The organism is Acinetobacter sp. Q186-3, from assembly GCF_013420655.1.
Taxonomy (GTDB): Bacteria; Pseudomonadota; Gammaproteobacteria; order Pseudomonadales; family Moraxellaceae; genus Acinetobacter; species Acinetobacter indicus.
The window spans coordinates 114,349-131,221 of record NZ_VOXS01000008.1 but is presented as its reverse complement, the minus strand read 5'-3'; the positions used below and the strand labels follow the sequence as shown (position 1 = coordinate 131,221).

Genomic DNA, 16,873 nt, shown 5'->3' with positions numbered 1-16,873 from the left:
AAGATTTTGTTTGAGATAAATACGAAAATTACGGAAAATGTTTTCTAACTTAGACCAGTGTTGATCAGTCAACATTGTACGAGGCATAGCGAGGAGTAGATTTGGTTTGGCGATTAAATTCTACTTTCTCGCTATTTTTTTGCACAGTAAATGTCAACAGACCCTAATAAAACAGATTAAATAGAAAGAAAAGAAATATAAAAAGAAAAATGAAATATCAGATCGCCCTACTCACCTTGCCAAGCTGTTTTTCAAGCATTTATGCCGCCGATGAATCAAGCATTTAATATGATCAAGAAACGCCCGTACAGCAGAGTAACACACTGAGTAGGTCGTGCAGGTAGATGAGAGGACTAAAGCATATCCGAAACAGAGCTGCTATTTACTGTACACCCTGTAAGATTGAGCGATAGAATCATCTCAAACCCAGATCACCCCATTATAAAAAAAGAGAGCGGCTTACCACTCTCGATTCGATACCAGTTCTTCCATTTCCAGCTCGAAATAGCCGGCATCTTGCAGCACCATCATCATCGCTTCGGCAATATAATCTGCCGCAGTATCATCCAGTGATGAATCCAGATCTTCAAATTGTGGTTTCATCTTGTTGATGACGTTTACCGTTTCATGCGCGAAGTGATAAATGTCAGCCTCGGACAAATTCGGCTTGGCGACTTTTTTCGCAAACTGTTCAATGGACTGTTTGATTTCAGCGACCAGAATATCGGGATAATAGTCATCGTCAAACATGGGGAGAAGTAAATCTGTAAACATACAGGCACTCAAAACTACAAAAGGTCAAATTCAAGACAGGCTATATAGCACAAAGCCCCTGAAAAGCCAAACTGAGCGAGATGTGAATACCCATATGATATAAAGCAGGATGATATAGAGCAGCCCTTAAGCCGATTGCATCGCCTGCCAGATTTTAATGGTATCTGCGGTGGCTTTCACATCATGCGCACGCACCATACAGGCACCCTGCTGAATACTCAGCAAATGCGCAGTGGCTGAACCAACTGCACGTTGCTGTGGCTCTGCGGCATCCAGCACACTGCCAATAAAACGTTTACGCGACAAGGCAGATAAAATTGGATAACCCATGTCAGTCAGTTTATGGAACTCATTTAGCAATTGCAGATTTTGCTGGGCATTTTTGGCAAAACCAAAGCCCGGATCAATCATAATGTTTTCAGCCTTGACCCCGGCATCCAGTGCATCCTGAACCCGTTGCGAGAGTTCACGAATAACATCTGTAGTGACATCCTCATATTGATCCAGATTATTCATGGTGGTTGGCTCACCGCGCATATGCATGATGATCACCGGAATATTTAATTCAGCTGCGGTTTCCAGCGCCTGAGGACGGGTTAAAGCCCGCACATCATTCCAGATATGTGCACCGGCCGCTACTGCCGCACGAATCACTTCCGGCTGTGAAGTATCAATTGAAATCACCACATTTAGTTTGGCCAGCTCCTCGACCACAGGCACCACCCGGCGGATTTCTTCCTCAATTTCCACCACCGCTGCGCCGGGACGGGTCGATTCACCCCCCACATCAATGACGGTGGCACCTTCAGCAATCATCTGTTTGGCACGGGCAATCGCCTGCTCTTTTTCATTGTGCTGCCCCCCGTCACTAAACGAGTCCGGGGTTACATTCAAGATTCCCATCACATGCGGCTGAGACAGATCCAAAGTTAAAGCTCCAAAGCTCCATTGACGCTGCGGTAATGGCATCAGCTGCATGTTTTTCTCCTCATTCACAATAAGGCAAATATTGTCTTATGGATAATTCAGTAAAGTAAAGCCTTAGATGTCAAACTGCGGCTTATTTGCATATTGCAACAGCTTGGACAGTCGGCTTAATTTCACAAAAGGGATCATTTTTTTCGTCCGACAAAACAGCTGATAGATCCCCTATTAAAGACAGGAGATTATGACTGACCCTGATAACGCCCCGGCCGATGATTGAGGGCCAAAAAGATACCCATAATCACCGCTGCCAAGATAGACCACAACACCTGCTGATACGGCATTACCCCAAAGGCCAATGCAACGACCACACAATCAATGGCCATTTGTACTTTACCGGCACTGATGCCAGCTTTGTCTTGCAAATACAGCGACAAGATGGTGGCGCCGCCCAAACTCGATTGATGCCGGGCCAAAAACAGAATACCAGTTCCCAGCATTAAGCCACCGGCAATGGCCGCAAAAAGTGGATGCAAATAATGAATGTCCAGATATTGCGGCACAATATAGGTCAATAAAGAAAGTAAGGCCACGCAAATAAAGGTTTTTAGTGTGAAGCTTTTGCCCAACCTGCGCCACGCAAACCAGTAAAATGGCAGATTAATCAGGAAATACAGCAAACTAAACGACCAGCCAGTTGCATAGTGCAGCACAAAAGCAATCCCTGCGGTACTGCCGGTCAGCAGACCTGCCTGTTCATACAGAATTAGGGTAATTCCGACAAACAGCGTTCCTGAGAACAGTGCTAGGCTGTCATCCACATAACTATGTTTAAGCGGATGCATCGATGGTAGAGGCGCAGCTTTTAGCGCGCTTGGATTAGATTGGTTATTCATGTTGAGAATCCCCTGTTCACCCTGTACTTGTGGTCTGTGGTGAATAGCATGTGTGTGCTTGTGGCACGTGGTATTTTTATTGCGTTTTTAATATGACAAAGGATAAAAATTTCTACAATCTTTAATTGTTGTCTTTTCTCCTGTCCGGGTTTATGGCTTGCATAGACCTTTCATCTAACCAATTGGGTCAGGTACCGATAAATACATGCAAATTTCATGCATAAAAAAACCACCCGAAGGTGGTTTTCTTAAAATATTCTTAGTTGGCTGGCAATGGTGGCGGTGTGCTTGGACCATTGCTTGGGGTTACATCAATCACCGGATTTTCTGCAACATATACTTTTGGTGGCTGTGGTTCACGACCTTCCATAATGTCACGAATCTGCTCACGATCAATGGTTTCCCAATCCATCAGCGCTTTTACCATGGCATGGGCAATCTCTTTGTTGTTTTCCAGGATATCCCAGGCCACTTTATATTGCTCATCCAGAATGCGGCGCACTTCACGGTCCACTTCCAGCTGTGTCGCTTCAGAAATGGTCCGGCTACCCAGGCTGCCCATGAAGGATTGCTGTGAATCATCTTCATAAACCATCACGCCTAGTTTGTCCGACATACCGTATTTGGTCACCATGGCACGTGCCATTTTGGTTGCACGCTCAAAGTCGTTCGATGCACCGGTAGATTGCTGATTAATGAAAATTTCTTCAGCAATACGACCACCAAACAGGATTGAAATTTCTTTCAGCATCTTGTCTTTGTAATGGCTGGTCTGATCAAACTCAGGCAACTGCCAGGTTACACCCAGCGCCCAACCACGCGGCATAATCGTAACTTTATGCACAGGATCCGTACCCGGCAGCATTTCTGCCACAATGGCATGGCCTGCTTCATGATAAGCCGTCGCACGACGTTCTTCTTCACGAATCACCATTGATTTACGTTCAGGACCCATGTACAGCTTGTCTTTGGCATCTTCAAAGTCATGCATGTCGACCGTGTTCTTGTTACGACGTGCAGCAAATAGCGCTGCTTCGTTCACCAAGTTGGCCAACTGTGCACCCGAGAAGCCCGGTGTACCACGTGCAAGGACTTTTACATCCACACCTGTGGTTGAAGGCAATTTTTTCAGGTGAACATTCAAGATTTGCTCACGACCTTTAATATCGGGTAAGCCCACCATCACCTGACGGTCAAAACGACCTGGACGTAATAAAGCTTTATCCAGTACATCGGCACGGTTGGTTGCGGCAATGACGATAATACCTTCGTTGCCTTCAAAACCGTCCATTTCGACCAGCATCTGGTTTAAGGTCTGCTCACGCTCATCGTGACCACCACCGGTACCTGAACCACGGTGACGACCGACCGCATCAATCTCGTCAATAAAGATAATACATGGCGCGTGGCGTTTCGCCTGCTCGAACATGTCACGGACACGAGAGGCGCCCACACCCACGAACATTTCTACGAAGTCAGAACCTGAAATACTGAAGAATGGCACTTTAGCTTCGCCAGCAATGGCTTTTGCCAGCAAAGTTTTACCGGTACCCGGAGGACCAACCATTAACACGCCTTTCGGAATGGTTGCACCCAAACGTTTAAATTTGGCCGGATCTTTCAGGAAGTCGACAATTTCTACTACTTCCTGTTTGGCTTCATCACAACCTGCAACATCGGCAAAGGTTACTTTAATCTGGTCTTCAGACAGCATTTTCGCTTTGGACTTACCAAAGCTCATTGGGCCGTTTTTACCACCTGCACCGCCACCCATGTTGCGCATAAAGAACATGAATAACAAAATGATTAAAAGTACAGGGAAACTAGCAATGAGTAGTTGCATCAACAAACCTTGACGTTGAGGTGCAGTACCTTCAACAACAACGTTGTTTTCAATGAGGCTCGGCATGAGTTCAGGATCTTGAACCGCCGGACGAATACTTTCAAATGGTGAGCCATTGGCTTTTTCACCACTAATTCTTTCGCCATCAATTGTAACTTTTTTAATTTGACCAGCATCCACCGCCGCAACGAACTCGGAATAGTTCATTGACGTTGGCTTATCACTGCCATTGATGTTACTGAAAATCAGAATCAGTACACCAAGTATAATTAGCCACAATACGGCATTCTTGAAGAGATCGCTCAAAGCTTTATTCCCATATCAATCTAATTTGATCATGCCCTTTACAGGGTGACCTTAATGTTAAAGCTGAAGATCAGCCTACAAAACTCTTAAAAACGTACAAAATGCACAATTTTTAACGGCTTGGCAAGTAAACTTTATTTGAATGCCTTCTTCCGGCCCTGTCCGATCAAAAACACTTCTTTCGAACGTGCACGAGAAGCTGCCGGTTTTGCAGTCTTTAATACATCGAAGCTGTCGACGACCTGTTTGCGAAATTCATCGAAGCCAGAACCCTGGAACACCTTCACAACAAACTGTCCGTTTGGCCCCAGCACTTTTTGCGCAAAGTCCAAAGCCAGTTCACATAAATAGATTTGTCGTGGCTGATCTACTGCTCTATTACCTGATGTATTGGGGGCCATATCGGAAATTACAACGTCTACAGTCCGGCCATTTAAAATATTTAACAATTTTTCAAAAACTTCTTCCTCTCGGAAGTCACCTTGCAGGAAGGTCACATCTGGTAAGGCATCCATCGCTAAAATATCCGATGCAATCACCAGCCCTTTGTCACCGACCAGTTTGCCGGCAATTTGCGACCAGCTGCCGGGCGCAGCACCCAGATCGACCACCGTCATGCCGGGTTTGATAATTTTATATTTTTCCTGAATCTCTAGCAGTTTATACGCAGCACGCGCACGATAACCCTCCTTCTGGGCTTTTTTCACGAAAGGGTCATCCAGGTGCTCTCTCATCCACGCACGACTACTTTTGGATAATTTCTGGTTGGTAATGCGTGTTGCCATAACTCTCTAAATATTAAAAACCTTCTAATTTATAATTGTACGTGAAAATTGCCGCGCTTGCAGTACAGATGTGTAGTTAAATGGAGGTAGAGGGTGCGATTTTTTCTATTATTTGCATCGATTATTTGCGCAGATTTTACAGCGTTTCAAATTGGGATTTGCTATACTAAGCCGTTTTTAAAATCAGGTTATTTTTATGGCGGCTTTATCTATTCAGGAACGCAAGCGTTTACGTCAAATCGGTCATGCACTCAATCCGGTTGTGATGATTGGCGGACAAGGGCTTACTGAAAATGTCATTGAAGAAACCACGCGTGCGTTAAACGACCACGAACTGATTAAAGTGAAAATTGGCGGTGAAGACCGTGAAGCACGTGCAGCTGTAATTGAGGCAATTGCAGAAGCGACTGGTGCAGAAGTGGTACAGACCATTGGTAAAATTGCCCTGCTGTATAAAAAAGCCAAACCGCAAAATCCAAAATTATCGAACCTGGTTCGTCACGCGCATCTGGCAAAATAATTTTTCCTTATGGCAAGTTATGAACTGAGTGCTTTTGATCGCCGTTTTCAGGCCATCTCCCTGGTCGGGGCGATTGAGCAGCAAAGCCCGTTTAACCTGAATATTGGTTACTGGCTGCGTGATCCGAACCAGTATGTGCAATGGCCCGATCTGGTGTCTGCGCATCCGCGTCAGGATTTTCTCTGGCAGAACACCTGTTTTGAGGTGTTCATTGGCGTTCATGGGGAAGATTTTTATCGTGAAATTAATCTTTCTCCATCTCAAGCCTGGCAGGCCTATCAGTTTGAGGAATATCGCTATCCGGAAGACATGCCGCCGCAAGCCGCCTATGATATTGAGCTCAACCAGCTAAAACGCACCCATTATGGGCTGAATGTCAGTCTGGACTTGGGCGAATTCATGGCCAAGCATAAATTAAAGTGGTCGGATCTGTTCATTGGTTTAACTGCCGTGTTAAACACTTCTGAAGGTGAACACTATTACGCCATGCAGCACAGCAGTCCACAGGCCGATTTTCATAACAAGCGCGATTGGCTGCATCAGTTCTAGGCATTATGTCTGAACTAAAACGCAGTATAAAAAAGTGAGGCACATGACCTCACTTTTTTATTGCCTGCATCGCACGCACCCGCTACAACACGCCTTAGCTTTTAAAGGTGGTGTCGGTTTCAGAAGCAGGTGCCGCCTCTTTTGCTGGTACAACTTTTTTCCAGGTTTCCAAGGTATGTTCTTTGGAGCGCTTGAAGGTTTCGGTTAACTGGTCTTTATGCTTGACTGAAATCTGGCTGACATCAGCTTTAAGCTCTTTGCCAATTTTATTCAAATCTTCAATCACCGCATTAAACTCGGTTTTCACAAACTCTTTCAGTTCACCAAGATCTTTTTGTGAGCTGCCAAAATGTTCCTTGAGCGATTCAATTTTCTGTAGCAGCTCTTTCTTGAGCTGACTGAGCTGCTCCTGCACGCTGCCATTAAATTTTTTCGCTTCGGTCTGCAGTTTTTCCTGGGTCTCCCCGACTGCTTCAGTAACCTGCTGCTTGGCCTCTTGCGCTGCCTGTTCAAGCTTTTCAGTGCCTTCTGCCACCACGTCTTTTAAGGAGTTTTTAGCCGCTGGCTGTTTTTGTTCTGCTGTCATTGCCGTTCATCCGCCTGTTATTATGAAAGACCACAGCATAGTAGAAACAGATAAAATTTAAGTTTTGATTTGTTAGACAATTATTAAATGCTTACATTTCTGTGACATTGCGTGACAAACATGCTTTTGCACCAAAAGAATACTTTTTTATTGGATATTCCGCTTCAAGAACGTGGACTTTTTCAGAGTTGGTGCGTATAATGCGCTGTTAAGTTCAAGCGAGCAGATGTGAGGAGGGTAGGTTGTATAGTAGCCTTCCTTTTTTTTCGTCTACTCGCTTTTTTACAGCCTAAATTTCAGGAGCTTTGGTTTGAGCACCCCCGCCATTTTAGCCCTTGCCGACGGTACGATCTTCAAAGGAACGTCAATCGGTGCATCGGGTAGTACGACTGGTGAAGTCGTTTTTAACACTGCCATGACTGGCTATCAAGAAATTTTGACTGACCCGAGTTATGCACAGCAACTTGTGACTTTAACTTACCCGCATATTGGTAACACAGGTTGTAATGAAGAAGACGCAGAATCTGGTCGTATTCATAAAGTATGGGCCAACGGATTAATCATTCGTGATTTGCCTTTATTGCATAGCAACTTCCGTTCTACACAGTCTTTAGCGGATTACCTGAAGCAACACAATGTGGTTGCCATTGCCGATATCGACACGCGTAAACTGACTCGTATTTTACGTGCAAAAGGTGCGCAAAACGGTTGTATTCTGGCTGGTGAAAATATCACTGAAGAAGAAGCAATTGCAAAAGCACGTGCATTTGGCGGCTTAAACGGTTTAGACCTTGCAAAAGAATGCTGTGACCCGAACGGTTTTGAATGGACCGAAGGCTCATGGGAACTTGGCAAAGGCTTTACTCAACCTGAACTTAAATTCCATGTGGTTGCATACGACTACGGTGTCAAAACCAACATCCTGCGTATGCTGGCAGACCGCGGCTGTAAACTGACCGTTGTGCCTGCACAAACCCCTGCTGCTGACGTACTTGCGTTAAATCCAGATGGCGTGTTCCTGTCGAACGGCCCTGGCGACCCAGCTGCTTGTGATTATGCAATTGAAGCTGTAAAAACTATTGTTGAAACCACCAATCTCCCTGTGTTTGGTATCTGTTTAGGTCACCAGATTCTTGCTCTGGCTTCTGGCGCAAAAACCATGAAAATGGCGCACGGTCACCACGGTGCCAACCATCCTGTACAAAACATCGAAGATGGTACAGTGATGATTACCTCGCAAAACCACGGCTTCGCAGTGGATGAAAGCAACCTGCCAGCAGTCTTGCGTGTTACCCACCGTTCACTGTTCGATGGTACTAACCAGGGTATCCACCGTACAGACAAGCCGGCATTCAGCTTCCAGGGTCACCCTGAAGCCAGCCCAGGTCCACACGACTGTGCCCCACTGTTCGATCATTTCATCGAACTTCTTGAAGCAGCTAAGAAGTAATTAAGGAGCAAATAATGCCAAAGCGTACGGATATTAAAAGCATCTTAATTATTGGTGCTGGTCCTATTGTTATCGGTCAGGCCTGTGAGTTTGACTACTCGGGTGCTCAAGCCTGCAAAGCGCTGCGTGAAGAAGGTTACCGCGTCATTCTGGTGAACTCGAACCCGGCGACGATTATGACTGACCCGGCAATGGCGGATGCAACCTATATTGAGCCAATCACCTGGCAAACCGTTGCAGCGATCATTGAAAAAGAACGTCCAGATGCAGTTTTACCAACCATGGGCGGCCAGACTGCACTGAACTGTGCCCTTGCTCTGGATGCCAACGGTATTTTAGAAAAATACAATGTTGAGCTGATTGGCGCGACTAAAGAAGCGATTGAAAAAGCAGAAGACCGTAAACTGTTTGACGAAGCAATGCGTAAAATTGGTCTGGAATGTCCAAAAGCTGCGATTGCGGAATCTATGGAAGAAGCGCTGGACATTCAGGCGCGCTTCGGTTTCCCTGTGATTATTCGTCCATCATTCACCATGGGTGGTTCTGGTGGCGGTATCGCGTACAACCGCGAAGAATTCCTTGAAATCTGTGAACGTGGTTTCGACCTGTCTCCGACTCACCAGTTATTGATTGATGAATCACTCATTGGCTGGAAAGAATACGAGATGGAAGTTGTTCGTGACAAAAACGACAACTGTATTATCGTCTGTTCAATCGAAAACTTTGACCCAATGGGCGTGCATACTGGTGACTCCATCACAGTTGCTCCGGCACAAACATTGACCGACAAAGAATATCAACTCATGCGTAACGCGTCTTTAGCGGTACTGCGTGAAATTGGTGTAGAAACCGGTGGTTCTAACGTTCAGTTCGGTATTAACCCGAAAGATGGCCGTATGGTTATCATTGAAATGAACCCGCGTGTATCGCGTTCATCTGCCCTTGCGTCTAAAGCAACAGGTTTCCCGATTGCGAAAATCGCAGCGAAACTGGCAGTGGGTTATACCCTGGATGAGCTGAAAAACGACATCACTGGCGGTACAACTCCTGCATCGTTCGAGCCATCAATTGACTACGTTGTAACCAAGGTTCCACGTTTCAACTTCGAAAAATTCCCGCAAGCAGATGCAACACTGACGACTCAGATGAAATCTGTGGGTGAAGTAATGGCAATTGGCCGTAACTTCCAGGAATCTGTCAACAAAGCCCTTCGTGGTCTAGAAGTCGGTGCTTCTGGTTTTGATGAAAAAATCGAAGTGGGTACTGAAGGCGCACGCGAGAAAATCCTGCAAGAACTTAAAGTTCCAGGCCCAGAGCGTATCTGGTACGTGGCCGATGCCTTCCGTCATGGCTTCACTTTAGACGAAGTATTTGAAGCGACCAAAATTGACCGCTGGTTCCTGATTCAGATTGAAGACATTATCAATACTGAAAACCAGATCAAAACTTTAGGTTTCGGCGACTTAAACGCAGACAATATCCGTGCGTTCAAACGCAAAGGTTTATCGGATCTGCGTATCGCCAACCTGATGGGTATTTCACAAAAACAATTCCGTAAACACCGCTGGAACCTGGGCGTGACTCCGGTTTACAAACGTGTGGATACATGTGCGGCAGAATTCGAATCTGATACCGCTTATATGTATTCAACTTACGATGAAGAATGTGAATCGAATCCATCTGCGAAAGACAAGATCATGGTCATCGGTGGTGGTCCTAACCGTATTGGTCAGGGTATCGAATTCGATTACTGCTGTGTACACGCGGCGCTTGCGATGCGTGAAGACGGTTATGAAACCATCATGGTGAACTGTAACCCTGAAACGGTTTCTACTGACTATGACACCTCAGATCGTCTGTACTTCGAACCAATTACTTTGGAAGATGTGCTTGAAATCGTGCGTACCGAGAAGCCTAAAGGCATTATCGTACAGTACGGTGGTCAAACACCGCTGAAACTGGCGCGTGCGTTAGAAGAGGCTGGTGCACCAATCATTGGTACATCTCCAGATGCGATTGACCGTGCCGAAGACCGTGAACGTTTCCAGCAAATGATTCAACGTCTGCAACTGCGTCAACCAAACAACAGCATCGTAAAATCTGCTGAAGAAGGTATTGCTGAAGCGGCGAAAGTGGGCTATCCACTGGTGGTACGTCCATCATACGTACTAGGTGGCCGTGCGATGGAAATCGTGTACAACGAAGAAGAATTGAAGCGTTACTTACGTGATGCCGTTCAGGCGTCGAATGATGCCCCTGTTCTTCTTGACCGTTTCCTGGATGATGCGATTGAAGTTGACGTAGACTGCGTATCTGACGGTAAAGATGTGGTGATCGGCGGGATCATGCAGCACATTGAACAGGCGGGTATTCACTCAGGTGACTCTGCATGTTCGATTCCACCTTACTCGTTATCAAACGAAGTACAGGACGAAATGCGTCGTCAAACCGTAGCCATGGCCAAAGAGCTGGGCGTTATCGGTTTAATGAACGTACAGTTCGCGGTGAAAGGTGATGACGTTTACATCTTAGAAGTGAACCCACGTGCATCTCGTACCGTGCCGTTCGTATCTAAGTGTATCGGTGAATCTTTAGCGAAAATTGCAGCACGTTGTATGGCAGGTCAATCTCTGGAGTCACAAGGCTTCACGACCGAGATTATTCCTGAACACTTCTCTGTTAAAGAAGCGGTGTTCCCATTCAACAAGTTCCCGGGTGTTGACCCAATCCTTGGCCCTGAAATGAAATCTACAGGCGAAGTAATGGGTGTGGGTAAAACTTTTGGTGAAGCATTCTACAAAGCTGTGTTAGGCTCGAATGAACGCTTACCAGGTTTGCCAACCGAAGGCGAAATCAAGCATGCATTCATTTCAGTACGTGATTCTGATAAACCACGTGCAGCAGGTATTGCCAAACAGCTTGCAGACTTTGGCTTCAAAATTATCGCTACCGGCGGTACTTATGATGTGATCAAAGCCGCAGGAATTGAATGTGAACGTGTGAATAAAGTAACTGAAGGTCGTCCGAATATTGTGGACCGCTTGAAAAATGGCGAAATTCACCTCATTATCAATACCACTGAAGGCAAACAAGCGCAGCAGGATTCATTCTCAATCCGCCGTTCTGCCCTGCAAGGTAAGGTCTATCATACGACTACCCTGAATGGTGCCGATGCGGTATGCCAAGCGTTAGCCATTAAATTGCCGATGGATGTTTATCGTTTGCAAGATTTAAGCAAAGGTTAATTGTCTACCGAGAAGTCCCGTCACCTCTCGGTGGCGGGCTTTTTTTCATTTATAGAGCTGTATTTTTCTAATATTCAACTTGAGGGACAACAATGCAACGTTATCCTATGACTCCTGAAGGCAAAGTCGCCTTAGAGAAAGAATTACACCAGTTAAAAACTGTTGAACGCCCACGTATTACTGCTGCGATTGCAGAAGCACGTGAACACGGTGACTTAAAAGAAAATGCAGAATATCATGCGGCCCGCGAGCAGCAAGGTTTTTGCGAAGGCCGTATTCAAGACATCGAAGGTAAACTGGGCGCGGCTCAGGTTATTGATGTGAAAGAATTAGAGCAAAATGGCCGTGTGGTCTTTGGTGTTACAGTAACGATTGAAAACCTGGATACTGAAGAGCAAAAAACCTACAAGATCGTCGGTGATGACGAAGCAGATTTCAAAATTAACAAGATTTCTGTGAACTCTCCAATCGCGCGTGGCCTGTTGGGCAAAAATGAAGGCGATGACGTAAAAATTGTCACCCCGCAAGGTGAAGTAGAATACGAAATCGTAAGTGTTGAATATATCTAATCAATTCAATGCCCAGATTGCCTAAGCCCCTCGTTTGAGGGGTTTTTTTATTATCTTTCAAACAAAAGTTCACAAAAAAATTACAGCAAATGTATATGCTTTAATAGTCAATATTTTTCTATAAATTTTAAAATGCAGCTTATTTGGTTCCGTCAAGATTTAAGAATTCATGATCATGCAGCTCTTTGGCATACTCGCGAAGCTGGCCCATGCATTGCCTTAGTCGTGCTATCGCCAAAACAATGGCAAGTGCACAATGATGCGCTAATTAAAATTGACTTCTATTTAAGACAACTGAATCATCTAAAAAATGAACTTGCCACGTTAAATATTCCACTTGTTATTTTAACTATTCCATTATGGAAAGACCTGCCAAATCAATTATTAAGCTTATGCCAAAATCATAATATTCAAGCTGTTCATGCCGATATAGAATTGGGTGTAAATGAATTAAAACGCGATGCTCAAACTCAACAGCTATTAGAAAAGAATAATATTCGTTTTGAGTTGTATCATGACCGAACTATTTTCCCTGTTGGAAGCATTCGTAATAAAACTGGTCATCCATATCAAGTATTTGGTGCATTTAAAAAGCAATGCTATGAGCAACTCAGCATAAGCTTGCCACAATGCTACCCAACTATTGAGGTTCAAAAACCAATTCCACAGCACAATGACTTTACAAGAGAAGTTCCACAATTAAGTGATATTTACTCAGATTCAGAAGAAAAAGTAATCAGCGAAAACCTACAGAATCTTTGGCAAATTGGTGAGCATCATGCTTGGGAACTTTTAGATGAGTTTATTGAAAATCAAGTTGAGTATTATCATATTGAACGTGATTTCCCGAATTTGAATAGCACGAGTAAACTTGCAGCTTATTTAAATATTGGCATTCTTTCTATTCGCCAATGTTTACAAGCTTTGTTTCGCCACAGTCACGGCTGTATGGAATTTGAAAACAATGGGCAACAAATTTGGTTAAATGAACTCCTTTGGCGTGAGTTTTATCAGCATATTTTATTCGACTACCCTCGCGTATCGAAAAACTTACCATTTAAATTAGACACTCAACGCATTGTATGGCGCAATGCTCCTGAAGATTTACAGGCTTGGCAGCATGGGCAAACAGGTATCCCAATTGTAGATGCTGGCATGCGACAGTTACTTGCAACGGGTTGGATGCATAACCGTGTTCGTATGATTTGCGCGATGTTTTTAAGCAAAAATTTACTGATAGATTGGCGTTTAGGCGAATCATGGTTTATGCAGCATTTAATTGATAGTGATTTGGCTGCCAATAACGGTGGATGGCAGTGGTGTGCATCTACAGGAACAGATGCTGCACCGTATTTCCGTATTTTCAACCCTGTAAGTCAGTCGCAAAAGTTTGATGCAAATGGCGATTATATTCGTCAATGGGTACCTGAAATTTCACATTTAAATGCGAAACAAATTCACGAACCTTATGCGAAAAATCCACAACTAAAATTGGATTATCCAAAGCCGATTGTAGATTTAAAAAGCAGTCGTGTTCGTGCAATTGAGGCCTTTAAGCATTTGGGTTAACTTCGGCTATAATGGCGTTACGCTTGTTCTTTGATTGCTCTTATGGCTGAACCCTTAATTAATTCCCCTGTTAAGCATTGGTGTGAATTCGAATTTATTTCTAAAACTATGAAAAACCCTAATATTCACATTAAGGGAAACTATTCTTATTATTCTGCTTATTGGGATCAGGGTTTTGAGCGTTGTGTTGTGCGTTATTTGCATGACAAGCCTTCTACGCCTGAGAAGCCAATTGATCAGCTTTATATTGGCAATTTCGTGTGTTTTGGGGCGGAATGCGTGATTATGATGGGCGGTAATCAGTTACACCGAACTGACTGGATTTCTGCCTTTCCGTTTGATACGCGCAGTTTTGTACCTGCTGGCGATACTGTTATTGGTGATGGTTGCTGGATTGGCTCACGTGCCATGATTATGCAAGGCGTGACGCTGGGTGAAGGTGCAATTGTGGCAACTGGTGCGGTCGTAACAAAAGACGTTCCACCTTATGCCGTGGTGGGAGGAGTTCCTGCCAAAATTATTAAATATCGCTTTCCACAAGAAGATATAGAAAAACTGCTTTCCCTTAAAATTTACGAGATGGATGAAAAGCAGTTTTTAAAGATGCGGGAACAGTTGCAGACAGAGGATGTTGCTACTTTGGTTGATTATTTCAAAGACTGCTGATTATTCCCTTGGACTTTTGCTTAGGCCAAGCATCAGGTCAAAACTTTCATCTAATCGATATTAAAACTCAAAAAACCTGAGCTAAACACATTCTAAAGCCAGACTTAATGAAATAAGCCTTCAACTTTAGTGTAAACTGCTGATTAATTACTCAAAAACATGTTAAATTAGAAAGGCTTAAACTTCCTTAAAAAAATAATTATCCCTATGAAATTACTGGGTTTTATTATTTAAAAATAAGCGCTAAGATAAGATTAAGGCAATAGAAAGTGTTCCCTCAATTTTTTATTGTTGAATGACACAATAAGGAGAAATAACGATGGCATTTCAACACATTTTAGTTCCAGTGGACGGTTCTGAAACTTCTTACGCAGCAGTTGCCAAAGCAGTCGAGCTTGCCAAAGCTTTCGGCAGTAAAGTAACCGTTGCACAGGTGTTAACACTCGATCCATATATTGCATCAGAATACATTTCAGCAGGCCAGACCAATGACCTGATTGAACGTGCGCGTGTGTCTATTCTCAAAACACTGGATGAAGCCAAAGCAAAATTCCAGGAACAAGGTGTAGCAGTTGAGTCTCGTCTGCTTGAAGGTCAAGTGATTCATCGTGAAATTGCACGTGCTGCAACTGAAATGAATGCAGACCTGATTGTGATGGGTTCTCATGGCCGTACCGGTTTGAAAAAGTTATTCCTCGGTAGCGTCGCGCAAAGCGTACTGGGCGAAGGTAATGTTCCTGTACTCATCGTACGTTAATCTTTCCTCCAGAAAATTCCCTGTACCTGCGGGTATGGGGAATTTTTTATTTTTAGGGCTGCCATTGATACTGCTTTAAGCTCACCTTGTTATTCAGGACCACTACACCCTCCTGTATCAGTTTTAACGCCTGTATATTTTCACCCTGCGCATTGATTTTGCTTAGGCTAATTTTCCCTTGCGCATTTAGCACCCGATGCCATGGCAACACATGCCCCGGTGCCAGATGTTTCAGTACATAACCCACCAGACGCGCATGTTTCGGCAAACCGGCCAGTTTTGCAATCTGACCATAGGTGGCAACTTTACCAGGTGGAATCTGGGCAATCACCGCGGTGATATAAGCGGCCAACTCCTGACTGGGACGTGCTGGAATAGACATAAAAAGAATCTTAGAGTGTTGAAATCTATTGGGATGAAAAGCTGTGCTGGTTAGAAAAGCTAGGCTTAAAAAACTAGAGGACATGCAGTTGCACATCCTCCTGTATTCACCTTGAGTTAAAAAGCGGATGCAACGCTTTAGATGGCTTGTCCAAAGGTATCGCAATCATTCATATTGCCCGACTTCAGACCAGTATTAAACCATTGCACGCGCTGGGCACTGGTACCATGGGTAAAGCTATCCGGCACTACTTGTCCACTCGAACGTTTCTGCAAATAGTCATCACCAATTTTATGTGCGGCATCCATCGCTTCCTGTACATCGCCCTGTTCCAGGAATTGAGTACGCTGATGGTTATGATGCGCCCAGACACCGGCCAGACAATCGGCCTGAAGTTCCTGACGAACCGATAACTGGTTGCCTTCGACCTGACTGGCACGCTGACGCATCTGCTGTACCTGTCCGGAAATCCCCAGAATGGTCTGAATATGATGGCCGACTTCATGTGCAATCACATAAGCCTGGGCAAAATCTCCAGCCTGATCCTGACGCGATAATTCGGTCTGGTTCTGCTCGCCGGAAATTCCCATCTGGGTGCGCATATCTTTAAAGAAACCAGTATCTAAATAGACTTTCTGATCGGCCGGGCAATAAAACGGCCCCATGGCAGCGCTGGCATTGCCACAGGCGGAACTGACCGCGCCATTAAACATCACCAGTTTGGGCGGCACATATTGCTGATTCAGCTGCTCGGCAAACACCTGCGTCCAGGTATCTTCGGTATCGGCCAGAATAGTGCCAATAAACTCCATCGATTCCTGCTGCTCCGGCGTCGGATTTTCCAGACCTCGTGTTTCCGCGCTCTGCCCCTGATTGGTCACCTGCTTGGTGGCCTGATAGGCTGTTTGCGGATCGACCCCAAAAAACTTCCAGGCCACAAAAGCCACCACCAGACCCAGAATACTGATCCCGCCGGCTTTGGCACCGCCACCACCGCGACGATCTTCTACATTGCTACTGACGCGACGACCTTTCCAACGCATAGCAATCTC

The 16,873-nt window shown here is 44.8% G+C and carries 16 protein-coding genes and 1 pseudogene; 8 read left to right on the top strand and 9 right to left on the bottom strand.

What is annotated here, in order from left to right; translation table 11 throughout:
• The 6 genes and pseudogenes from FTT64_RS09330 to rlmE all read right to left on the bottom strand — a co-directional run.
• Positions 1-87 (bottom strand): annotated as a pseudogene (locus FTT64_RS09330) (IS5/IS1182 family transposase); the annotation flags it as partial.
• 372 nt (positions 88-459) lie between these two features.
• Entirely contained in the window at positions 460-774 is a 315-nt protein-coding gene (locus tag FTT64_RS09325; protein ID WP_045796482.1) for a DUF5713 family protein, read from the bottom strand.
• A 126-nt stretch (positions 775-900) separates the two neighbouring features.
• Positions 901-1,752, bottom strand: a complete 852-nt coding sequence (gene folP, locus FTT64_RS09320; protein WP_218951689.1) for a dihydropteroate synthase — start codon at positions 1,750-1,752, stop codon at positions 901-903.
• Positions 1,753-1,940: 188 nt separating this feature from the next.
• On the bottom strand, positions 1,941-2,594 hold the full coding sequence (locus FTT64_RS09315; protein WP_180182289.1) for a YitT family protein: 654 nt from the start codon (positions 2,592-2,594) through the stop codon (positions 1,941-1,943).
• Between the two features lie 259 nt (positions 2,595-2,853).
• Positions 2,854-4,743, bottom strand: coding sequence for an ATP-dependent zinc metalloprotease FtsH (gene ftsH, locus FTT64_RS09310; RefSeq protein WP_160241524.1), 1,890 nt, complete (start codon positions 4,741-4,743; stop codon positions 2,854-2,856).
• Between the two features lie 134 nt (positions 4,744-4,877).
• Complete coding sequence (gene rlmE, locus FTT64_RS09305) at positions 4,878-5,528, bottom strand: 23S rRNA (uridine(2552)-2'-O)-methyltransferase RlmE (RefSeq protein WP_016659946.1); 651 nt, start codon at positions 5,526-5,528, stop codon at positions 4,878-4,880.
• A 196-nt stretch (positions 5,529-5,724) separates the two neighbouring features.
• Here rlmE and yhbY point away from each other — a divergent pair, with 196 nt between their 5' ends.
• A complete protein-coding gene (yhbY, locus tag FTT64_RS09300; protein ID WP_005176314.1) occupies positions 5,725-6,048 on the top strand; it encodes a ribosome assembly RNA-binding protein YhbY in 324 nt (107 codons plus the stop codon).
• Positions 6,049-6,057: 9 nt separating this feature from the next.
• Positions 6,058-6,597 (top strand): DOMON-like domain-containing protein, encoded by a 540-nt coding sequence (locus FTT64_RS09295; protein WP_075167187.1) that lies wholly within the window; start codon positions 6,058-6,060, stop codon positions 6,595-6,597.
• A 94-nt stretch (positions 6,598-6,691) separates the two neighbouring features.
• On the opposite strand, the gene FTT64_RS09290 is transcribed toward FTT64_RS09295, so the two are convergent.
• Positions 6,692-7,183, bottom strand: coding sequence for a hypothetical protein (locus FTT64_RS09290; RefSeq protein WP_180182290.1), 492 nt, complete (start codon positions 7,181-7,183; stop codon positions 6,692-6,694).
• Between the two features lie 310 nt (positions 7,184-7,493).
• On the opposite strand from FTT64_RS09290, the gene carA reads away from it, so the two are divergent.
• From carA to FTT64_RS09260, 6 genes are all read left to right on the top strand, one after another.
• Positions 7,494-8,633, top strand: coding sequence for a glutamine-hydrolyzing carbamoyl-phosphate synthase small subunit (carA, locus tag FTT64_RS09285; RefSeq protein ID WP_005176309.1), 1,140 nt, complete (start codon positions 7,494-7,496; stop codon positions 8,631-8,633).
• Positions 8,634-8,647: 14 nt separating this feature from the next.
• Positions 8,648-11,878, top strand: a complete 3,231-nt coding sequence (gene carB / locus FTT64_RS09280) for a carbamoyl-phosphate synthase large subunit (protein ID WP_016659941.1) — start codon at positions 8,648-8,650, stop codon at positions 11,876-11,878.
• Positions 11,879-11,970: 92 nt separating this feature from the next.
• A complete protein-coding gene (gene greA, locus FTT64_RS09275) occupies positions 11,971-12,447 on the top strand; it encodes a transcription elongation factor GreA (protein WP_075167191.1) in 477 nt (158 codons plus the stop codon).
• A gap of 132 nt (positions 12,448-12,579) precedes the next feature.
• A complete protein-coding gene (locus FTT64_RS09270; RefSeq protein ID WP_180182291.1) occupies positions 12,580-14,016 on the top strand; it encodes a deoxyribodipyrimidine photo-lyase in 1,437 nt (478 codons plus the stop codon).
• A 42-nt stretch (positions 14,017-14,058) separates the two neighbouring features.
• A complete protein-coding gene (locus tag FTT64_RS09265) occupies positions 14,059-14,682 on the top strand; it encodes a CatB-related O-acetyltransferase (protein WP_180182292.1) in 624 nt (207 codons plus the stop codon).
• Positions 14,683-15,001: 319 nt separating this feature from the next.
• Positions 15,002-15,439, top strand: a complete 438-nt coding sequence (locus FTT64_RS09260) for a universal stress protein (RefSeq protein ID WP_005176293.1) — start codon at positions 15,002-15,004, stop codon at positions 15,437-15,439.
• Between the two features lie 52 nt (positions 15,440-15,491).
• Here FTT64_RS09260 and FTT64_RS09255 read toward each other — a convergent pair whose 3' ends face one another.
• Together FTT64_RS09255 and FTT64_RS09250 are read right to left on the bottom strand one after the other, a co-directional pair.
• A complete protein-coding gene (locus FTT64_RS09255) occupies positions 15,492-15,821 on the bottom strand; it encodes an MGMT family protein (RefSeq protein WP_168390664.1) in 330 nt (109 codons plus the stop codon).
• Between the two features lie 137 nt (positions 15,822-15,958).
• A complete protein-coding gene (locus tag FTT64_RS09250) occupies positions 15,959-16,864 on the bottom strand; it encodes a neutral zinc metallopeptidase (RefSeq protein WP_016659937.1) in 906 nt (301 codons plus the stop codon).
• Between the last annotated feature and the right edge of the window lie 9 nt (positions 16,865-16,873).

Coding starts and splice junctions, on each gene's coding strand:
- FTT64_RS09325 (WP_045796482.1), bottom strand. CDS start 774: ATGTTTACAGATTTACTTCTCCCCATGTTTGACGATGACTATTATCCC.
- folP (WP_218951689.1), bottom strand. CDS start 1,752: ATGCAGCTGATGCCATTACCGCAGCGTCAATGGAGCTTTGGAGCTTTA.
- FTT64_RS09315 (WP_180182289.1), bottom strand. CDS start 2,594: ATGAATAACCAATCTAATCCAAGCGCGCTAAAAGCTGCGCCTCTACCA.
- rlmE (WP_016659946.1), bottom strand. CDS start 5,528: ATGGCAACACGCATTACCAACCAGAAATTATCCAAAAGTAGTCGTGCG.
- yhbY (WP_005176314.1), top strand. CDS start 5,725: ATGGCGGCTTTATCTATTCAGGAACGCAAGCGTTTACGTCAAATCGGT.
- FTT64_RS09295 (WP_075167187.1), top strand. CDS start 6,058: ATGGCAAGTTATGAACTGAGTGCTTTTGATCGCCGTTTTCAGGCCATC.
- FTT64_RS09290 (WP_180182290.1), bottom strand. CDS start 7,183: ATGACAGCAGAACAAAAACAGCCAGCGGCTAAAAACTCCTTAAAAGAC.
- carB (WP_016659941.1), top strand. CDS start 8,648: ATGCCAAAGCGTACGGATATTAAAAGCATCTTAATTATTGGTGCTGGT.
- greA (WP_075167191.1), top strand. CDS start 11,971: ATGCAACGTTATCCTATGACTCCTGAAGGCAAAGTCGCCTTAGAGAAA.
- FTT64_RS09270 (WP_180182291.1), top strand. CDS start 12,580: ATGCAGCTTATTTGGTTCCGTCAAGATTTAAGAATTCATGATCATGCA.
- FTT64_RS09265 (WP_180182292.1), top strand. CDS start 14,059: ATGGCTGAACCCTTAATTAATTCCCCTGTTAAGCATTGGTGTGAATTC.
- FTT64_RS09260 (WP_005176293.1), top strand. CDS start 15,002: ATGGCATTTCAACACATTTTAGTTCCAGTGGACGGTTCTGAAACTTCT.
- FTT64_RS09255 (WP_168390664.1), bottom strand. CDS start 15,821: ATGTCTATTCCAGCACGTCCCAGTCAGGAGTTGGCCGCTTATATCACC.
- FTT64_RS09250 (WP_016659937.1), bottom strand. CDS start 16,864: ATGCGTTGGAAAGGTCGTCGCGTCAGTAGCAATGTAGAAGATCGTCGC.